This is a genomic window from Paenibacillus herberti (genome assembly GCF_002233675.1).
GTDB lineage: Bacteria > Bacillota > Bacilli > Paenibacillales > Paenibacillaceae > Paenibacillus_O > Paenibacillus_O herberti.
This window is the reverse complement of record NZ_NMUQ01000002.1, coordinates 407,901-426,194: the sequence shown is the minus strand read 5'-3', so window position 1 is coordinate 426,194 and position 18,294 is coordinate 407,901. Positions and strand designations below refer to the sequence as shown.

General features: G+C 53.6%; 17 protein-coding genes. 16 read left to right on the top strand and 1 reads right to left on the bottom strand.

All coding sequences use genetic code 11. The features are described 5' to 3' along the window. The first annotated feature begins 74 nt into the window (after positions 1–74). The 14 genes from CGZ75_RS14405 to CGZ75_RS14355 all read left to right on the top strand — a co-directional run bounded on the left by CGZ75_RS14405 (position 75) and on the right by CGZ75_RS14355 (position 12,867). Positions 75–764 (top strand): ABC transporter ATP-binding protein, encoded by a 690-nt coding sequence (locus tag CGZ75_RS14405; RefSeq protein WP_245850933.1) that lies wholly within the window; start codon positions 75–77, stop codon positions 762–764. Continuing rightward, positions 715–1,899 (top strand): ABC transporter permease, encoded by a 1,185-nt coding sequence (locus tag CGZ75_RS14400; protein WP_245850869.1) that lies wholly within the window; start codon positions 715–717, stop codon positions 1,897–1,899. The genes CGZ75_RS14405 and CGZ75_RS14400 overlap by 50 nt, the downstream gene beginning before the upstream one ends. 26 nt (positions 1,900–1,925) lie before the next feature. Beyond that, a complete protein-coding gene (locus CGZ75_RS14395; protein WP_089524982.1) occupies positions 1,926–2,609 on the top strand; it encodes a response regulator transcription factor in 684 nt (227 codons plus the stop codon). 28 nt (positions 2,610–2,637) lie between these two features. Then, entirely contained in the window at positions 2,638–4,146 is a 1,509-nt protein-coding gene (locus CGZ75_RS14390; protein WP_089524981.1) for a sensor histidine kinase, read from the top strand. After that, positions 4,127–4,264: a hypothetical protein gene (locus CGZ75_RS25325; RefSeq protein ID WP_176444846.1), complete on the top strand. Its 138-nt coding sequence runs from the start codon at positions 4,127–4,129 to the stop codon at positions 4,262–4,264. Before CGZ75_RS14390 ends, CGZ75_RS25325 begins: the two co-directional genes overlap by 20 nt. A gap of 10 nt (positions 4,265–4,274) precedes the next feature. Further along, positions 4,275–5,018, top strand: coding sequence for a hypothetical protein (locus tag CGZ75_RS24615; RefSeq protein WP_141136771.1), 744 nt, complete (start codon positions 4,275–4,277; stop codon positions 5,016–5,018). A gap of 123 nt (positions 5,019–5,141) precedes the next feature. Next, complete coding sequence (locus CGZ75_RS24610) at positions 5,142–5,324, top strand: hypothetical protein (RefSeq protein ID WP_141136770.1); 183 nt, start codon at positions 5,142–5,144, stop codon at positions 5,322–5,324. A gap of 838 nt (positions 5,325–6,162) precedes the next feature. Beyond that, positions 6,163–7,827, top strand: a complete 1,665-nt coding sequence (gene spoIID, locus CGZ75_RS25845; protein ID WP_245850868.1) for a stage II sporulation protein D — start codon at positions 6,163–6,165, stop codon at positions 7,825–7,827. 119 nt (positions 7,828–7,946) lie between these two features. Beyond that, positions 7,947–8,891, top strand: a complete 945-nt coding sequence (locus CGZ75_RS14380; RefSeq protein WP_089524980.1) for a M23 family metallopeptidase — start codon at positions 7,947–7,949, stop codon at positions 8,889–8,891. Positions 8,892–9,149: 258 nt separating this feature from the next. Next, positions 9,150–9,443: a sporulation transcriptional regulator SpoIIID gene (gene spoIIID / locus CGZ75_RS14375; protein ID WP_089524979.1), complete on the top strand. Its 294-nt coding sequence runs from the start codon at positions 9,150–9,152 to the stop codon at positions 9,441–9,443. A 92-nt stretch (positions 9,444–9,535) separates the two neighbouring features. After that, positions 9,536–10,540 (top strand): rod shape-determining protein MreB, encoded by a 1,005-nt coding sequence (gene mreB / locus CGZ75_RS14370; RefSeq protein WP_089524978.1) that lies wholly within the window; start codon positions 9,536–9,538, stop codon positions 10,538–10,540. A 169-nt stretch (positions 10,541–10,709) separates the two neighbouring features. Beyond that, a complete protein-coding gene (locus CGZ75_RS14365; protein ID WP_089524977.1) occupies positions 10,710–11,570 on the top strand; it encodes a flagellar hook-basal body protein in 861 nt (286 codons plus the stop codon). Between the two features lie 14 nt (positions 11,571–11,584). After that, positions 11,585–12,436, top strand: coding sequence for a flagellar hook-basal body protein (locus tag CGZ75_RS14360; RefSeq protein ID WP_089524976.1), 852 nt, complete (start codon positions 11,585–11,587; stop codon positions 12,434–12,436). 119 nt (positions 12,437–12,555) lie between these two features. Next, the gene (locus CGZ75_RS14355; protein ID WP_176444845.1) at positions 12,556–12,867 is read left to right on the top strand and encodes a DNA-directed RNA polymerase subunit beta; all 312 of its coding nucleotides are present in this window, start codon (positions 12,556–12,558) and stop codon (positions 12,865–12,867) included. 428 nt (positions 12,868–13,295) lie between these two features. Here CGZ75_RS14355 and CGZ75_RS14350 read toward each other — a convergent pair whose 3' ends face one another. After that, complete coding sequence (locus CGZ75_RS14350) at positions 13,296–15,464, bottom strand: Ig-like domain-containing protein (RefSeq protein ID WP_089524974.1); 2,169 nt, start codon at positions 15,462–15,464, stop codon at positions 13,296–13,298. Positions 15,465–15,963: 499 nt separating this feature from the next. On the opposite strand from CGZ75_RS14350, the gene fabZ reads away from it, so the two are divergent. Both fabZ and CGZ75_RS14340 read left to right on the top strand, forming a co-directional pair. Next, a complete protein-coding gene (gene fabZ, locus CGZ75_RS14345; protein ID WP_089524973.1) occupies positions 15,964–16,395 on the top strand; it encodes a 3-hydroxyacyl-ACP dehydratase FabZ in 432 nt (143 codons plus the stop codon). A gap of 88 nt (positions 16,396–16,483) precedes the next feature. Continuing rightward, positions 16,484–18,193, top strand: coding sequence for a phospho-sugar mutase (locus tag CGZ75_RS14340; RefSeq protein WP_089524972.1), 1,710 nt, complete (start codon positions 16,484–16,486; stop codon positions 18,191–18,193). Positions 18,194–18,294: the final 101 nt, after the last annotated feature.

Here is an 18,294-nt window from a genome sequence, read left to right as displayed (position 1 = left end):
TGGAGCGGGCTGCGTTTTCCGATTCGAGCGTTGGGGCGCTTATCGATATCCGCGATGTCCGCAAAAGTTACCGCATGGCTGGAGAAGGGGTTCCGATTTTGCAAGGTGTCAATTTAGAAGTGATGCCAGGTGATTTTATAGCGATTATCGGGCCTTCCGGTTCAGGTAAGTCGACGCTAATGAATATAATCGGCTGTCTGGACACGCCGAGTTCTGGCAGTTATAGGTTGGATGGACAAGAGGTTGGCGGCCTCAGCGAAAATCGACTGGCGGAGGTCCGTAACCGCGGCATCGGATTTATTTTTCAAAGCTTTCATTTACTTCCCCGGATGAGTGCTCGTGACAATGTGGAGCTTCCGCTCATCTATAGAGGGCTGTCTCGCAAAGAACGTCGAGAGGCGGCGGAGGCTGCGCTCGTTAAGGTCGGTCTTGGGGATCGGATGGACCATCGTCCTAATCAGCTGTCTGGCGGCCAGATGCAACGCGTGGCGATTGCCAGAGCGCTGGCGGGAAACCCGCCTATCCTCCTTGCCGATGAGCCTACGGGCGCACTTGATACGAGAACCGGAGCCGAAGTGCTCGGTCTGATTCAGGAGCTGAACGCTCAAGGCCATACAATCGTACTTATCACTCATGATCCCGATGTAGCAGCGAGGGCTGGGCGTATTGTTTATATGAAGGACGGTTTGCTGACGGAGGAAGGAGGGACTGCTCGTGAAGCTTTCGCAAGGCATCTGGATGGCCTGGAGCAGCATACTCGCTAACAAGCTCCGCACGGTGCTCTCGATGCTCGGAATTCTGATCGGCGTTGCCACCGTCATCTCACTGATGGCGATGGGCCAAGGCTCGGCGAACGAGGTGAACAGCCAATTGCAGGGGCTCGGCACCAATAAGCTGTCGGTGAACGTTACGGGCCGCGGCAGCAGCACAACGCTCACCCTTCCGCAAGCAGAGACGCTTGGTGACGACATCGGCGGTATTGAGGGACTGTCACCTACGGTGAGTGGCAGTGCGTCAGTTCGTTATGAGAGCGTGGAAACGGAATCGTCGGTGACGGTGGAGGGAGTAACGCCGGATTATGAGGGAGTGGAGGATTTCCATCCTCAGGAAGGGCGTTTCATCGCCCCCCTTGATCTGGCCGCTTACAGCAAAGTAGCGCTGCTTGGTGTAGCTACGTCAGAAGAACTTTTCGGCGCAGGCGTCAGCCCGATTGGTGAGATGATTTTGCTGAACGGGATCAAATATAAGGTGGTTGGGTTGCTAGAGCCTAAGGGAACCTCGCTTGGCGTCTCCAATGACGAGAAGATTATCATTCCGATCACGACGGCGCAGCGGATGCTGCAGTCGGAAGGTGTGCGCACCGTATCGGTCAACGTAAGCAGCGCGGATCGGATGGACGCGGTGACGGCTTCGCTTGAGGCGAAGCTGTCGGATATTTTCCGGGGGAATACGAACAGCTATCGCATCACCAACTCGGAAGAGTTGAAGGAAACGGCGGAATCAGTGTCGAAAACGATGTCCACCATGATGGCAGGAGTGGCGGCCATCTCACTGCTCGTCGGGGGTATCGGCATAATGAACATCATGCTCGTGTCTGTCACCGAGCGCACGCGAGAAATCGGCGTCCGAAAAGCACTGGGAGCCCGGAAAAAAGATGTATTGTTCCAGTTTCTGGTGGAGGCTGTTTCCATCAGCAGCCTAGGAGGTCTGCTCGGCATTGCAGCCGCCTACGGTGCATGTTTCGTCATGACGGAGTACGGGGGCACGGCCACTGGGATTGAAACGGAGGTTGTCCTTTATTCATTTGCTTTTTCAGCTTTGGTCGGGGTTCTATTCGGCATCTTCCCAGCCAATAAAGCAGCTTCGCTGAAGCCGGTCGACGCGCTTCGCCACGACTGAAGCCGTATCTTTGGAGGTATCCTTTTATGAAAAAACCTATGATTCTCCTTATCGAAGACGATCCGCTCATCACCGATCTGCTGGAGCTGTATTTGGAGCGCTACGGTTTCCAGTATGCAATTGCTCATGACGGAGCCTCCGGGCTGCGCTGCTTCTATGAGCAGATTCCCGACCTAGTCGTGCTGGATGTGATGATGCCGGAGCGTGATGGATGGAGCGTGTGTGAGGAGATTAGGCGGACCAGTGCGGTGCCGATCATCTTTCTTACGGGCAAAGGGGAAGGTTACGATAGGTTAAAAGGTTTCTCGATAGGCGCGGATGATTATATGATCAAACCCTTTGATCCTAAGGAGTTGATCGCCCGCATTCGGGCGGTGCTGAAACGGACGCATCCGACGCTTTATAAGGAAAACGCGGTATTCCCGGACTTGATCGTGGATGTGACGGAATATCGAGTGAGTGTGCGCGGTCAGAATGTCGGCTGCGCCCCGAAGGAGGTCGAGCTGCTTTATCGGCTCGCCTCCCGGCCTGGTAAAGTGTTTACCCGTGAGGAGCTGTTGCAGGGAATCTGGGGGATGGACTATTTTGGAGACTCCAACACGGTGGATGTCCATATTAAGCGGATTCGGGACCGACTTGGCGAGCATCCGGCCTGGCGTATCGGGACGGTGCGCGGCGTAGGTTATCGGTTTGAGGTTGTGGATTTATGAGCCGAAGGCAACCAGAGGAGCCATAAGAGTGAAAAAAGCCATAGTAGCTACAAGTCGATTGCTGGTCCGGCTGGGGCTGAATAGCATTTTTGCCAAGCTGTTGCTCATTTCTCTATCGATTTTGGTTGTAACCTTCCTTGTCTACAATCTAATTTCCTCCCAGCTCGTGGGTCGCGACATGCTTGAGCGTCGGCAAGGTATGGAAGGCGCTGAATTGCGGCGGACGATCACATTGCTGGAAACGGCTGCGCAGGACGGATGGAGCGATGCCTCGATTCGAACGGCCCTGCAGCTTCTCGTGCCACCGCAGATGAAAACTTTCCTGATCATTGACCGTCGCGGTCGATATATGCAAGTCGGGCAAGTGCCGCTGCCGGAGCAGGAAATTCGTGAGCTTATTAGCTCAGCTAATTTAAGTATAAGTGTGGAGCCGAGCTCGGATCTGATCGAAAATGCTTCGGGCAAATGGATTGTCAGCTCCCAGTACGCTCCATCCATTGACCGATACGTCGTCTCGCTGTCCACCGGTGTGCAGCGTGATTTCCGCCGTTGGCAAAATCTGAGCTGGCTTGCGATAGCGAGCGCTCTCGCCGTATCCGTCGTTTTTTCCTGGATGTTCTCACGGTATATGACGGCTCGTATCCGGCGTATGAGCAAGGGAGCAGATAATTTTGCTAAAGGCCAGTTCGACAGTCAAATTATCGACCGTTCTCCTGACGAGCTCGGCCAGCTGGCCCGATCGCTGAATCGGATGGCAGCCGATCTTGGAGCGCTGGAGCAGATGCGGCGGGACTTTTTGGCTAATGTATCGCATGATTTGCGCTCTCCGCTGACTTCTATCCACGGGTATATAGAGGCAATTCTCGACGGCACCGTGCCGCGCGAGAAAGCGGAACGATACCTGCGTATCACGCAGGATCAGACGATGCGGCTGATGAAGCTCGTGGATGATCTGCTGGACATGTCCAAAATCGAGGCTGGCCAATTCGACGTGCATCCGTCGGAGTTCGATTTGGCCGAAATGATTCGTATGCTGCTGTCGCGTATGGAGTCTACCTTTGAGCATCATGCTGTCCGTTATGAAATCATCGGCTTACCCGTCGAAAAGCAGCATGAACCGGACGGAGTTCTGCTACCTTCCGCTGAAGTGAAGATTCTTGTTGTTGGTGATCCTCATCGTTTGGAGCAGGTTATGATCAATTTGCTGCAAAACGCGATGGCTTTCTCGCCGAATGGCTCCACCATCTACGTCACACTGGAGCGCCGTACTGATGCGGCCTGTGTCACCGTGCGGGACGAGGGAATCGGTATGTCAGAAGAGCAAACGCGGCGGATCTGGGAGCGTTTCTATAAAAGCGACGAATCCCGAGGCGGCCACGGCGGTACCGGAATTGGCCTATCAATCGTCAAGCATATTCTTGACGCTCATGGCTCGCGCATTGAAGTGAAGAGCGACCCCGGACGGGGTAGCTCGTTCCGTTTTTGCCTTCAGCAGGCTCGGCCTGGGGCGAATGCGGATGCGGCAACGGAGAGCTGAGTGGGTTCTACTCGCTGGGTACAGCGGAAGTGGCTCGAACCGCGCGTGGAAGGAGCGCTCAAGTAGTCTTTGCTACTTGAAGCGGGGCAAGCGCGAGTGGAACGGAGTGCTCAAGTAGCTTTTGCTACTTGAACAAGCGTAACCGCGTGAAAAAGTGGCGCTCAAGTAGTTTGGACTACTTGAATGGGCGTAACCGCGTGAAAAAGGGCCGCTCAAGTAGTTTGGACTACTTGAACGAGCGTAACCGCGTGAAAAAGGGGCGCTCAAGTAGTTTGGACTACTTGAACGAGCGTAATCGCGTGAAAAAGAGACGCGCAAGTAGTTTGGACTACTTGAACGAGCGTAACCGCGAGGAAAAGAGACGCGCAAGTAGTTTGGACTACTTGAACGAGCGTAATCGCGTGAAAAAGAGATGCTCAAGTAGCTTTTGCTACTTGCATGAGCGTAACCGCGAGGAAAAGAGATGCTCAAGTAGCTTTTGCTACTTGAACGAGCGTAATCGCGTGAAAAAGAGACGCGCAAGTAGTTTGGACTACTTGAACGAGCGTAATCGCGTGAAAAAGAGACGCGCAAGTAGTTTGGACTACTTGAACGAGCGTAACCGCAAGGAAAAGAGATGCTCAAGTAGCTTTTGCTACTTGAACGAGCGTAACCGCGAGGAAAAGAGATGTTCAAGTAGCTTTTGCTACTTGAACGAGCGTAACCGCGAGGAAAAGAGATGTTCAAGTAGCTTTTGCTACTTGAACGAGCGTAACCGCGAGGAAAAGAGATGTTCAAGTAGCTTTTGCTACTTGAACGAGCGTAACCGCGAGGAAAAGGGGCGCGCAAGTAGTTTGGACTACTTGCATGAGCGTAACCGCGAGAAAAAGTGAAGCGCAAGTAGTTTGGACTACTTGAACGAGCGTAACCGCGAGGAAAAGAGATGCTCAAGTAGCTTTTGCTACTTGAACGAGCGTAACCGCGAGAAAAAGTGAAGCGCAAGTAGTTTGGACTACTTGAACGAGCGTAACCGCGAGGAAAAGAGATGCTCAAGTAGCTTTTGCTACTTGAACGAGCGTAACCGCGAGAAAAAGAGATGCTCAAGTAGCTTTTGCTACTTGAACGAGCATAACCGCGAGGAAAAGAGATGCTCAAGTAGCTTTTGCTACTTGAACGAGCGTAACCGTGAGGAAAAGTGAAGCGCAAGTAGTTTGGACTACTTGAATAAGCGCAACCGCGAGGGAATCCACCTTTTCATCAAGTAGTCTTAAAAATTAGGAATGCCTACGACATCATTCACATGATGAGGGGCATTCTTTTTTTTAGCCGTGTTGGGCAATCAGTTTGAGAGGGAATGTGGATGAAAAAGCTAGATGTGATAAGGCTATAAAATAGGCAAACAACCTCATTCTCTTAGTGCAAGTCATGTTCCAAAAAGGGATTTTGTTCATCCTATCTACTTCTTCCTGTGCTGATCCGGGGTTCTATTCTATATTTCCAATCTCATAGTCTATAAAGACGAGATGGAAGATGAGCTCTCTGCTAGGGCGGCTGGTCGAAAGAGTTACGGCCCTATCAGTTGGCGGAGCGAAAGGGGAAGATCAAGTGATGGCAAACAAACTGGAGAATTGGAATGTAAGCCGCGGAACAAAGAGGAGACGGGTGGAACGGAGTTCTTTTAAACCAGGAAATATCGAACTCAGCAAGCGAGACACACTCACGAGCAAAGCGAACCGGGTGGGATCAGGCTGGATTGAGGCAAGGCGAGTGCAATCAAGTCAGAGAGGCGTTGAGCGAAGAGAGCTGAGTCCGGTAGAATTGAGCCAGAGAGATGCTGATAGTAAAGGGTCAAGGTGCATGGAATTGAGTCAGAGAGATGCTGATAGTAAAGGGTCAAGGTGCATGGAATTGAGCCAGAGAGATGCTGATAGTAAAGGGTCAAGGTGCATGGAATTGAGCCAGAGAGGTTCTGACAGTAGAGAGTTAGGACGGATTGAGTCGAGCCAAAAAGATATTAATAGTAAAGAGTCAAACCGGATGGAAACGGGCCAGCGAGATAACAACAATAGAGAACCACGCCGAATCTCAGTAGCTACTGAGGGAAGATTAGATTCTCATCTTTCGGAAAAAAGGATTGCTTCTCAGGACAAACCTGCCGGACAAAAAAATCCGCCATTACCAGTTAAGCCATGGCCGCTGGCCGCGGTCAGTATTCTCACGGCGGCGGCGATTCTTATCCCCGGTTTAATCGTGCAGCGGCAAGAGCAAGCGCAGCAATATAGTACCGAGCAGACGGGATACGGCGCCTCTTCGGCGCCGGGGGCGGAGCGTCAGCCGATGTTTGCAGCTTCTAGCGGAACGCTGGTGCCGCTGCTTGGCGCAGCGGGAGGAGCGCCGGGAAGTGAGACCGCCTATCCGGGCGGGGCGAATGGGATTAATCCCTCAGGCGGCGGGGGATCGAACGACAAGGGGACAGCATCGTCAAAAGACGCAAATGTGAGCGACACTTTCGGTGGAGCCACCACTGGCTCAACTCCGCCCACAGGCGGCCAAACCGGAGTCGGAGGCTTCTCCAAAGCCCCCGCCGGAAGCGGCGCTTACGCTCCTACAGGCGGCAACTTCCTGCCGGACGTCTCCCCTACCGCTCCCGCAGGAGGCAACGTCCCGCCTGACGCCTCCCCCAGCGCTCCCGCAGGAGGCAACGTCCTGCCGGACGGCTCCCCCACCGCTCCCGCAGGAGGCAACATCCCGCCGGACGGCTCCCCCAAAGCTCCCGCAGGAGGCGGCGCCTCAAGCCGTACCGTCAAGAAACAGACTGCTCTCCCGCTGCCGGGAGCGTTGGACCGCATGACCGTTCGTGTCTACTTGACCGCCGAGAAGCGGGTGGAAAAGGTGCCCATGGAGCTGTATGTGCGCGGCGTTATCGCCGGCGAGATGCCGGTGAGCTTCGAGCCGGAGGCGCTGAAGGCGCAAGCGATCGCGGCGCGAACCTATTTGGTCAAGCGGCTAGCCTCGGGGGACCGCTCCGGGATGCCAGTTAAAAACGCCGATGTGACGGATACGACGGCACATCAGGTGTATGTGCCACTGGACAAGCTACTGGACCGCTGGAGCGGCAAGGACCGAGAAGCTAACCTGGCCAAGTTAAACGCGGCGGTACAGGAGACTAGGGGGCAGATTATCACGTATGAGGGCAAGCCGATCGAAGCTCTATTTTTCAGCACCAGCAATGGGTATACAGAAAATTCCGAGGATTACTGGGGCGCCAACCTTCCCTATCTGCGCAGCGTAGCCAGCCCCTGGGACAAGAAGATTAGCCCTGAATTCAAAGAAACGACAACGATGAGTCTCGCAGCCTTCTATAAGAAGCTGGGCATTAGTGGTAAAACCGCACCTAGAAGTTTAAGGGTACTAGACACGACTGACGGTAGACGTATCCGCGAGATGACCGCTGGAAGCAAGGTGTTCACCGGGCGGCAGATGCGAGAGAAGCTGGGGCTGGCGTCCACTCAGTTCACTTGGAAAATAGCAGGAAAAGAGATTGAGATAACGACCTATGGCTACGGCCATGGCGTCGGTATGAGCCAATGGGGAGCAGATGGAATGGCCCAAAGCGGCAGCACCGCCTACCAGATACTCTCTCATTATTACACCGGTACAGAGGTGATCCGCACCGCGTCGCTGCCCAAAGAACTCTCCTAATCCGCTGGGGGCGCGGTTAGAGCCTTTTATAGTCATCCTAATCTTCTCTTGTAATTTCTCTATCTCCTCACGTATAAAGCCAATCAATCCGGTAACAATGGCTAGTGAGGTGATAGAAAATGAATGAAGAACAAAAAAACAAGCAAGAACCTCCTAAAAATCAATTGGGAGGAAGAAAGCCCGCTTCAACCTACAAGAAGACCCTGTCGCGCAAGTGGATCTCTCCGGCCATGTTTGTCGCTGCGGCAGCAATTATCGTAACCGTCATGTGGCTCTATCAAGGGGATGACCAGAAGACTACAACAACCGAGACTCCAAAAACAGAGAACGCTCAGACGGGGCAGGGCGGCGAGAAGCCAGTAGAGGAAACAGTCAAGCCGGTACCGGGTGAAAAAGCTGCATGGCCAGTGGTCAGCGTGGCGGATGTAGTTGTGAAGCGCGGCTATTTTGATACAGCTGCGAACGAGGCCGAGCAGGCAGCTGCGATGGTGGAGCAGAACAACACATTCAAAGGTAACACCGGCATCGATCTGGCACGCGCTGACGATCAACCTTTCGACGTAATGGCCGTGCTGAGTGGCAAAGTAACCCTAGTACAAGATCAGCCAACCAACGGCACGGTCGTAGAGATCGCCCACGGCAATGGACTCGTCTCCGTCTACCAAAGCCTAAGCGGTGTCAACGTGAAGGCGGGCGATGAAGTTAAGCAGTCGACCGTCATCGGCAAGGCAGGCCGCAACGACATGCAGAAAGATCTTGGAGTACATCTGCACTTCGCGCTTCTGCAAAATAACGAGCATGTAAACCCGTCTTCGCTGCTTCCGGCTATTGCGCCTAAGCTTCAAGCTGTAGCCAGCCAAGCCGAAGTCGGCGGAACAACTGAACAAGCTGCACCGGATGCTGCTACATCCGAAGCACCTGTAACTGATGTATCTGGGGCAGATGCGGCAAGTACTAAAGAAGCTGCTCCTGATGCTGATGCTGCAAACCCTGCTGACTCGTCCAAAACACCGGATGCAGGCGCCGCGGACTCTGCGGACAGCGCTCAGGATGACGCCGAGTAATCCGGAACGATTGTAGCATTGAATTAGCAAGCCGCCATTGGAGCCTTCCGAAACGGAGGACGCCGGGCGGCTTTTTTCTTTTTTTCAAAGTTGGAATAAATGACGCTGAGAGTGCGGACAGACCCATTTAGAAGCATCTAGGGTCCTATTTTCAGGCAATTTGGACAGAAATCGGTCTTAGGACTTGGCCATAAAGAATATCTCCAATACCCCCTCATATAATGTACCAAACTTACAACGAGTCAAGGAGGCGGGAACGTGCACGATTACATCAAAGAGCGGACCATTAAGATTGGCCGGTGCATCGTTGAGACCAAGCATACGGTGCGTACAATCGCCAAAGAGTTCGGGGTATCCAAGAGTACGGTGCACAAGGATTTAACCGAGCGGCTGCCGGAGATTAATCCGGATCTGGCGGACCAGGTCAAACATATTCTGGAGTACCATAAGTCCATCCGCCATCTGAGGGGGGGAGAAGCCACCAAGATCAAATATAAGAAAAGTACCAAGCGTCGCGAGGTTTTGGCAGCTGGGGCAGCTGGGAAGCGCTAAAATTTTTCTACAAAATCAGAGGAAAAATGAGGTTTTCAGCGAATAATTTGGTAATGAACATCTACACTATTCGTTAGGGGACCTCGGACGTTATGCTAAGCAAGGATATCGGGATTGATTTGGGTACTGCCAATGTGTCCATTCATGTAAAAGGGAAGGGCGTTGTGCTTGATGAGCCCTCCGTTGTCGCCGTGGAAACCGACACCCGCCGGGTGCTGGCGGTCGGCGAAGAGGCCTACCGTATGGTCGGACGGACGCCGGGCAATATCGTGGCCATCCGTCCGCTGCGTGACGGAGTTATCGCTGATTTTGAAATCACCGAAATGATGCTTAAGGCATTCATCGACCGCATCGGCGGGCGGAGCTGGTACAGCCGCCCGCGTATTCTTATCTGTGCGCCGACTAATATCACCTCTGTGGAGCAGAAGGCGATCCGCCAGGCTGCCGAGCGTTGCGGCGCTCGCGAGGTTTATATGGAAGAAGAACCTAAGGCGGCGGCCATCGGGGCCGGTATGGATATTTATCAGCCAAGCGGCAATATGGTCGTAGACATCGGCGGCGGCACGACGGATGTCGCCGTGCTGTCGATGGGCGATATCGTTACCTCCTCCTCCATTAAGGTGGCTGGCGATACTTTCGATTCCGATATCGCACGTTATATCAAGGCTAAGTACAAGCTCCTGATCGGAGAGCGGACAAGCGAGGAGATCAAGATCCGGATCGGCTCGGTATATTCCGGAGCCCGTAATAATTCTATCGATATTCGGGGCCGCGATATGGTAAGTGGATTACCACGCACGCTCAATATCCACTCGGATGAAGTACGCGAGGCTTTATCCGATTCGGTGGCGGCCATTGTGACAGCTGCCAAGTTCGTGCTGGAGCAGACTCCGCCCGAGCTGTCGGCGGACATTATTGATCGCGGTGTTATTTTGACAGGTGGAGGCGCGTTGCTGGAGGGGCTCGATCTGCTACTTGCTAACGAGCTCAAGGTTCCAGTGTTGGTCGCCGAGGACCCGATGCACTGCGTCGTTAAAGGTACTGGCTTCATGCTAGATCATCTGGATCGCATATCCCGTAGAAAACCCCGGTTTTAACCCATCCCTAGTCCGGGACTCCCGCTTGGCCGCTGCTTGAAGCAGCGGCTTTTTGCTGATTTCATCCTACATAATAATATGGCTTGCACGAACAGATGGTTGCGAGTCCTATTCAGGATGGCTGCCGGAATGCCGATATACATTCCAGACAATTGCAAGGAGGATTCCGATGCTCAGAGGAATGTATACGGCGGCGGCAGGCATGATCGCCCAGCAGCGCGTCCATGATACCGCAACGACCAATATCGCAAACCTGAACACGGCCGGCTACAAGGCCACCAACGCACTGAACCGCTCCTTCCCGGAGATGCTCTTGTCCCTAAGCGGCAAGAACGATCTGCCTGTTAAGCAGATCGGACGGATCAGCACGGGCGTGCTGGCCGAGGAGAGCATCGCCCTTCAAATTCAGGGCGACTTGAACAAGACAGACAGCCCTTCGGACTTCGCACTTGTGTCGGAGATTCCTGTACCAGGCGTCGTTTTTGACGCCTCCGGCAAATCGGTAGCTGAAGACGGCACGGTAACCTATCGTCCACAAGCCTACTTCACCGTTTTGAACGAGGATGGCGAAGTTCGTTACACGCGTGGCGGCGAGTTCAGCCTTACGGATGACGGCGCACTTGTAACGTCGAGCGGTTCACCGGTGCTCGGAGCCAACAACCAGCCGATCGTATTCCCGCGTGGGACGAGCTTGGAATCGCTGAAGCTGGACGGGAATTATCGTTTCCTGGATGCAGCCGGCGGTGACACCGGTCAATCGCTGCTGATTACCCGGATCGATCGGGTCAATGACCTCGTCCGTGAAGGAGACGGCAAGTTCAGGCTGAACGGCGAAGGCGGCACAGCTGCAGTTGCGCCTGGAGAAGGTGTTGAGGTGCGTCAAGGTTATACGGAACGCTCCAACGTAGATCCATCGCAGACGATGCTGAACATCATGGGTGCAATGCGTGCTTATGAGGCCAACCAAAAGGTAATTCAATTCTATGATAAGAGTCTTGAGAAAGCTGCCAACGAGATCGGACGAGTGTAAAAGGAGGGTAATCGGTGAATAATTCCATTATCAATGCAACAGTGTCGATGAATGCCCTACAGCAACGTCTTGATCTGTTGGCGGAAAATATGGCTAATGTGAACACGGCGGGTTACAAGCGCAAAGAGGCAACTTTCCAGGATTTGCTTACCAATGCGAAGCAGCAGCCGGAGCCGTTCCGCAAGGATGGCCGCGTCAGCCCGCTTGGCTATAATCAGGGCTGGGGTACTCGCTTTATCCAGCAAGGTCCAGATATGACACAAGGCTCCTTGAAGCAAACAGGAACCTCTACCGATCTGGCGCTGGATGGCAACGCACTTTTTGTCGTTGATTCAGACGGTAACGGGGGACGCGGCTATACTCGCAGCGGGGCATTTCAGTTGACGGTAAACGGCCAGGGTGATACGATACTGGCGACAGACACTGGGTATCCAGTCCTGGGCCAGGTGCCGGTGCAAACCCCGAATGGCGTCGTTTTACGCGAGGGATCGATTGTCGTCCCGCAGGGCGTGTCCCTGCAGATCAGTAACGAAGGTGTTATCGAAGGGATTCGGGCTGATGGTACCCGGACGCAGCTCGGAACGCTGACTTTGGTTCAGCCTACCCGTCCAGATGCACTAGTTGCGGTGGCGGATAATCTGTTTGCGGTACCTGCTGATGTTGATGCTGCTGATATTCTGGCTCCGGTTGTGGCCGGCGTGGAGAGCGGAGTTGCCGTTCGACAAGGTTATATTGAGCAATCTAATGTAGATCTAGTCGAGGAAATGACCGAGCTTCTTAGTGTTCAGCGGGCATATCAGCTGAGCGCAAGGGCATTGTCTTCGGCGGATAATATGGCCGGCTTGGCCAACAATATGCGCGCCTGATTCTTCCTTCCTGCAGTATGACGGACGGTTGGACTCAGCCGCGCTGTCATAGACCTGGGTAGTGACGGCTGTTGAACGGGCCGAAACACTCATGCCCATGCGGAGTAAGGATGATGAAGATGACTAATAATACACAATTTTCAAATAGTGGAGCGTCAAGCCCCCAAGGCAGCGAAGAAAGCACGGCCTCAGGCAAGCAAGCCTCCACGGGCAAGGCCCGGAAGTCCGCTTCTGGCATTAGATCGAAGAAGACCAGCCGCTTTACCGCTTGGTGGTTCGCCCGCAAGCTAATCGTACTTGCGATGTTCGTAGGTGCGCTAATGGGAGGTCTTTATCTCGGATTTGTGGTGCTGGGAGACGGGACGATGTCGAAAGCTTTCGATGTCGCCACCTACAAGCATGTTTTTGATCTTGTATTCTCGGATTCCTAGAGAAGCCGGTTCCTTCGCGGAGCCGGTTTTTTTGTTGTGCAATGATGTTCAAAAAATGAGGGGCCCAATACCCCTGATTAAGCTGGATTAGCAAAATGGGAGGAAACTGAGCCAAGCTCAGCTTCCTCCCGTTTTGCTTAGTGAGTGAAAAAGTGCCCGCTGCGTCAAAGCTCGACCATGTATTAGTTAAGAGCGCCTCAGATTCGAAAAATGATTCAGCGTCATCAATCTAAACGGGCAGGAATTATCGGCCTCCGTTAAACAATTAAAGGGGCCGTCCCTAAGGCATCGTGTGATGACTTAGGGACGGCCCCTGGAGAGATAGGGCAAGCGGATCGCTTTTCTACCAGCGCTCGCCTGCCGATCCGTGAAGGAGCCTTTCAGCTCTATCACGAGTCGCTTATCGTTTGTCGCAGCTGTCTAACAGTTTACTTCACGGTTACACGTGCGGTAACCGATTTGCCTTCGAATACGGCCTTAATCGTGGCGGTACCTTTGGCTGTTGCGGTTACGGTGCCTGATTGCGTGACAGAGGCTACGCCTTCACGGCTGGATGACCAGACGGAAGTAACAGTCACCTCGACGAAAGTTCCGTTGTCGTAATAAGCTTTCAACTTCAGCTGAGCTTCGGCTCCAGGTGCGAGCTTCAAGCTTCTTTCCGACAGCACGAGGCTTTTCAGCTTTGGCTTCACGGCGAGAGAGACGGTAACGGATTTACCTTGGTAAGTTCCGGTAATTTTAGCGGTACCCAGCTTCAGCGCCTTGATCGAGCCGCTGCGCACGCTGGCAATGTCCTCATTGTCTACGCTCCACTCCATGCGAGTGGTGAGTGTGACGGCGGTGCCGCTTTTGTACGTGCCGGTTACTTTAACTGACTTGCTGCGGGTTGGGTTCAGCGTCAGGGAAGCTGAATCAACCGTCAGCTTGATGATTTCCTCTTCAATCGTTACCGGGATGGTAATGGTTTTGCCAAGGAAGGTTGCGGTAAGAGTTGTCTTGGATGGGGCTAGTCCGCGCATTGTCGTATCGAGCACGAGCAAATTGGTACCCGCCGCTTTCCATTCCGCCTTGGTGGTGACATCCTCTTCGACTCCGTTTGTGTAAGTTACGGTCAGAGTCGGTAATGCTGTTTCCTTACCAATAATGAGCGAGACGCTCTTTTTGTCGGACAGCAGTGCAAGTGGTTTGGCATTTACTTCAAAAGGAATCTCTACGGACAAATTGTTTAAGGAAGCCTTCAGCACGGTGCTGCCGGCTTTTTTGGCGATCCATTTGCCGTCTTTAATCTCAAGCACATCCGAGCTGCTGGAGCTCCAGTCCACGAGCTTGGTTACGTTGAATTCCGCTTCGTCGAGCCCAACAGCGGTCACGACTGGCAGCGACTTCGTCTCATCGAGGATGGCGGTCAGTTTTTCTTCTTCGGCCTTGATGCTCACGGCCGTTGGATACACGGTTACATTGAGCGAACGGCTAACGCCCTTGTACTCGGCCTTAATCGTAGAAGTTCCTGGCGCCTTCGGCGTAACAAGACCGCCGTCAGCTGTAGCTACGTATATTTCTGAGGTCGTCCATGTAGCTTGGGAGGTTACATCCTGAGAGCTGCCGGAAGCGCTCGGAATCGAGGCGCCGAGCTGCACAGGCGTGTTGGACAGCAGTAGATGCAGCTCGGCCGACGGAGTAAGCTTCAGCACCTCGTAGGGTTGGCGGACGACTACCTTGACGGAGCTAGTGACTCCGTACAGCGAAGCGGTAATCGTCGCCATGCCTGGGCCAACAGGTGTGATCACGCCTTTTTTATCGGCTTTGACGATTGTTGCAGATGAGCTGCTCCATTCGACTTTGTCGGTGACATCGATCGGCGTTCCGCCATTGATCGGCTCAGCGGTTACGCTGAGGCTGGTTGTTGCCCCACCGGTTTCGAGTTGGACCAGGGTGGTTTCCGAGAGAGTAAGTGATTTGTAAGGTGATTCTGCAGTTAAGACTGTAGTGACCGATACGCCGCGGTAGGCGGCTTTGATCGTCGTTTTACCTGCGGCAATAATTTCGATCTTACCGTCTGTCACCTTGGCGACGGAAGCGTCGGAGCTCGTCCAGTCCGCCACGTCCGTAAGATCGGTCGACTGAGTTTCCTTGAAGCCATGAGCGGTAAAGTTCAGTTCATCGCCGACCGCTGCTTTCAGCGTAGATGGCACGATTTCGCCGGTGGCGTTCTGAAGCTGCAGCTTGCTGTACGGGTAAGTGACCGTGACCACGACGCTTGCGGAATAACCATTGTATTTGCCGGTAATTGTCGCTTTACCTGCAGCAACCGGCGTCAGCACACCATTGGTTACCTTGAGCACAGAGGAGAGAGTTGTTGTCCAAGTAGCAAGCGTAGTGACGTCTTTTTTGGCAGAAGAACCGGAATATGAGGCCCACAACACGAGGGAATGAGGGTCATCCCCATAAGCGAGGGACAGGCTGGAGCCGGAATCGAGCGTGACAGAGGAAACGACATCTTCAGCATGCGCCGCAGGAACCAGCAGAGATAGGGCCAGCACGGCCGACAGCAGCAGTGACAGCAATGTGCGGCTGCGCGGTGTAACGCGTTGGGACAACAGAGACACTCCTTTTTCATCGAGATAGGGTAGGTGCCAGGATGGCGAAAATTGGTTAGATTAGGCCATTACCTGGTCGGAATATAGTCATTAACGGCATCTCGATGCGAAAATTGTAGGGAAAGCTTGGAAAATAGGAAGTGTGGCGGTTTTTTTTTTGCCTATCGGGAGGTATAATAACGGAGGTATACATAGGCCTTGCGGCAGGGAAAACAGGCTTGCAGGCATTGTTGATTGGGTCGCCCAGCTGTGAAAATAGAGCGATACCTGGAGGGCCGCAATTGCTGCTTATCATCCGCTTAGGCGGCTAGGCCGCAACGACAAAAGGGACAGGCCCCGCGGATCTTCGGTCCGCATGAGTCTGCCCCTTATCTCAACCCTCGCGACCTGCAGGCTCGCGGGGGACAGCCATAGTGTAACCCAGGCAGCCGCTTTCCATGCGGATGGAGTGCCGGGTTCATCAGAAGAAGTTCATTTTCCCTCTGGGAGGAGTATTAAATTGATGAATATTAATGAAATCATGGAAGTTATCCCACATCGCCAGCCCTTTCTGCTGGTAGACCGAATTCTTGAGGTAGAGGAGGGCGTACGTGCCGTCGGTATCAAAAATGTATCGATGAACGAGCCCTTCTTCGCCGGACATTTCCCTGGCTTCCCGGTCATGCCGGGTGTGTTGATCACCGAGGCGCTGGCTCAAGTTGGCGCGGTGGCAATCCTCAAATTGGATGCAAATCGTGGCAAAATCGGCATGCTTGCCGGTATCGATGAATTCCGTTTCCGGGGACAAGTTGTTCCGGGCGATACGCTGCGGCTCGAGGTAGAAATTATCCGCCTTAAAGGCATCATCGGCAAGGGTAAGGCCACGGCCAGCGTGGACGGCAAAGTTGTAGCCGAAGGCGTCATCATGTTCGCTCTTACAGACGCAAAATAAACCATTAAAACCATCTGGAAAGCCAACTCGTCTTAGCGGGAAAAGATTACCTGCGGACGTTATAAAGAGACAAGGGAGAGATCGACTGATGTCCGTAACCGAAATCGCGTCTGAACGCTACCAAGCTTGGTTGAATGATCCGCTAATCGACGAGGCGACTAAAGCTGAACTACGCAGCATTGCCGGCGATGAAAAAGAAATTACCGATCGTTTTTATCGCGATTTGGAGTTCGGTACAGGTGGCCTGCGCGGCGTCATGGGCGCCGGTACGAACCGTCTCAATGCCTACACCGTCGGTAAAGCGACGCAAGGGCTGGGAAATTGGCTTTTAGCTCAAAACGATAAGCCATCCGTCGTCATTGCCCATGACTCCCGCAACAACTCTCCTGAGTTCACGCTGGAGGCGGCGCTTGTTCTGGCCGGTAACGGCATCAAAACGTATCTATTCCCATCGCTTCGCCCAACGCCGCAGCTCAGCTTTGCGGTTCGCGAACTTGGAGCAAGCGGTGGCGTTGTCATCACGGCAAGCCATAATCCACCGGAATATAACGGTTATAAAGCTTACGGACCAGAGGGTTGCCAGCTTGTGCCTCATGAGGCGGAGCAAGCGATTGCGGCCATTCAGAAGGTTGCTAGCTTCAGCGAGATCAAGCGGATTAGCCGCGAGGATGCCGAAGCGCAAGGTCTGTTAGTCTGGCTTGGCGACAAGGAAGATCGCGAGTTTGTCGAGACGGTCGCAGCCCAAAGCCTCAATAGTGATCTGCTGAAGCAGGGCGCAGGCGCAGATCTCAACGTTATTTTCACACCGCTGCACGGCACTGGCAATCATCCCGTACGCGATGTATTGAAGGAAATTGGCATCTCCAATGTATCTGTTGTGGCGGAGCAAGAGCAGCCGGATGGCTACTTCAGCACCGTCAAAAGCCCGAATCCAGAAGAGCGCGAAGCATTCACGCTGGCGATTCGCCAGGCACAGGAGCAAGGCGCCGATCTGATTATCGGTACGGACCCCGACGCGGATCGCATGGGTGCAGTAGTCAAGAACAACAAGGGCGAGTATGTCGTGCTTAGCGGCAACCAATCCGGCGCAATCATGGTGAACTACGTATTGAGTCAGCTCAAGGAGCGTGGTCAGCTTCCGGCCAATGGCGTTGTTATCAAAACGATTGTGACAAGCGAGATGGGCGCGGACATCGCAAAGGCGCACGGAGCGGAAGTTATCGACACGCTGACAGGCTTCAAATACATCGGTGAGAAAATGACCGAGTTTGAGAAATCCGGATCACATACATTCCTTTTTGGTTATGAGGAAAGCTATGGTTACCTGACCGGTACATACGCCCGGGATAAGGACGCGGTCGTGGCCGCGATGCTCATCGCAGAAGCCGCCGCTTTCTACAAACACCAGGGCAAAACGCTGTATGATGTGCTTCTTGAGCTGTATGCACAGTACGGCGCTTATCTGGAAGGACTGGAATCCCGTACACTCAAAGGACTGGATGGCGTGCAGAAGATCGGTGCGATCATGGACAACTTCCGGTCGACTCCTCCACAAGAGGCAGCTGGCGTGAAAGTGGCGGAAGTGCTGGATTACAGTCTTGGCCTGGACGGGCTTCCGAAGGAGAACGTACTCAAATATTTGCTGGAGGATGGCTCTTGGTTCACGCTTCGTCCATCTGGTACAGAGCCGAAAATCAAGGTGTACTTCGCGGTACGCAGTGATTCGCAGGATAAGGCAGAAGCTGCATTAGAGTCGTTGCGCTCATCCGTTATGCAGCGTGTTGACAGCTTGGCCTAACCTCACACACTTCAAGGAATTATCTCGATTATCCGATATAAGTAACAGTTGCAGGGCGGGAGCGCGAGGGTGCCCCGCCCTGTGCGGCATTAGTACGAGCA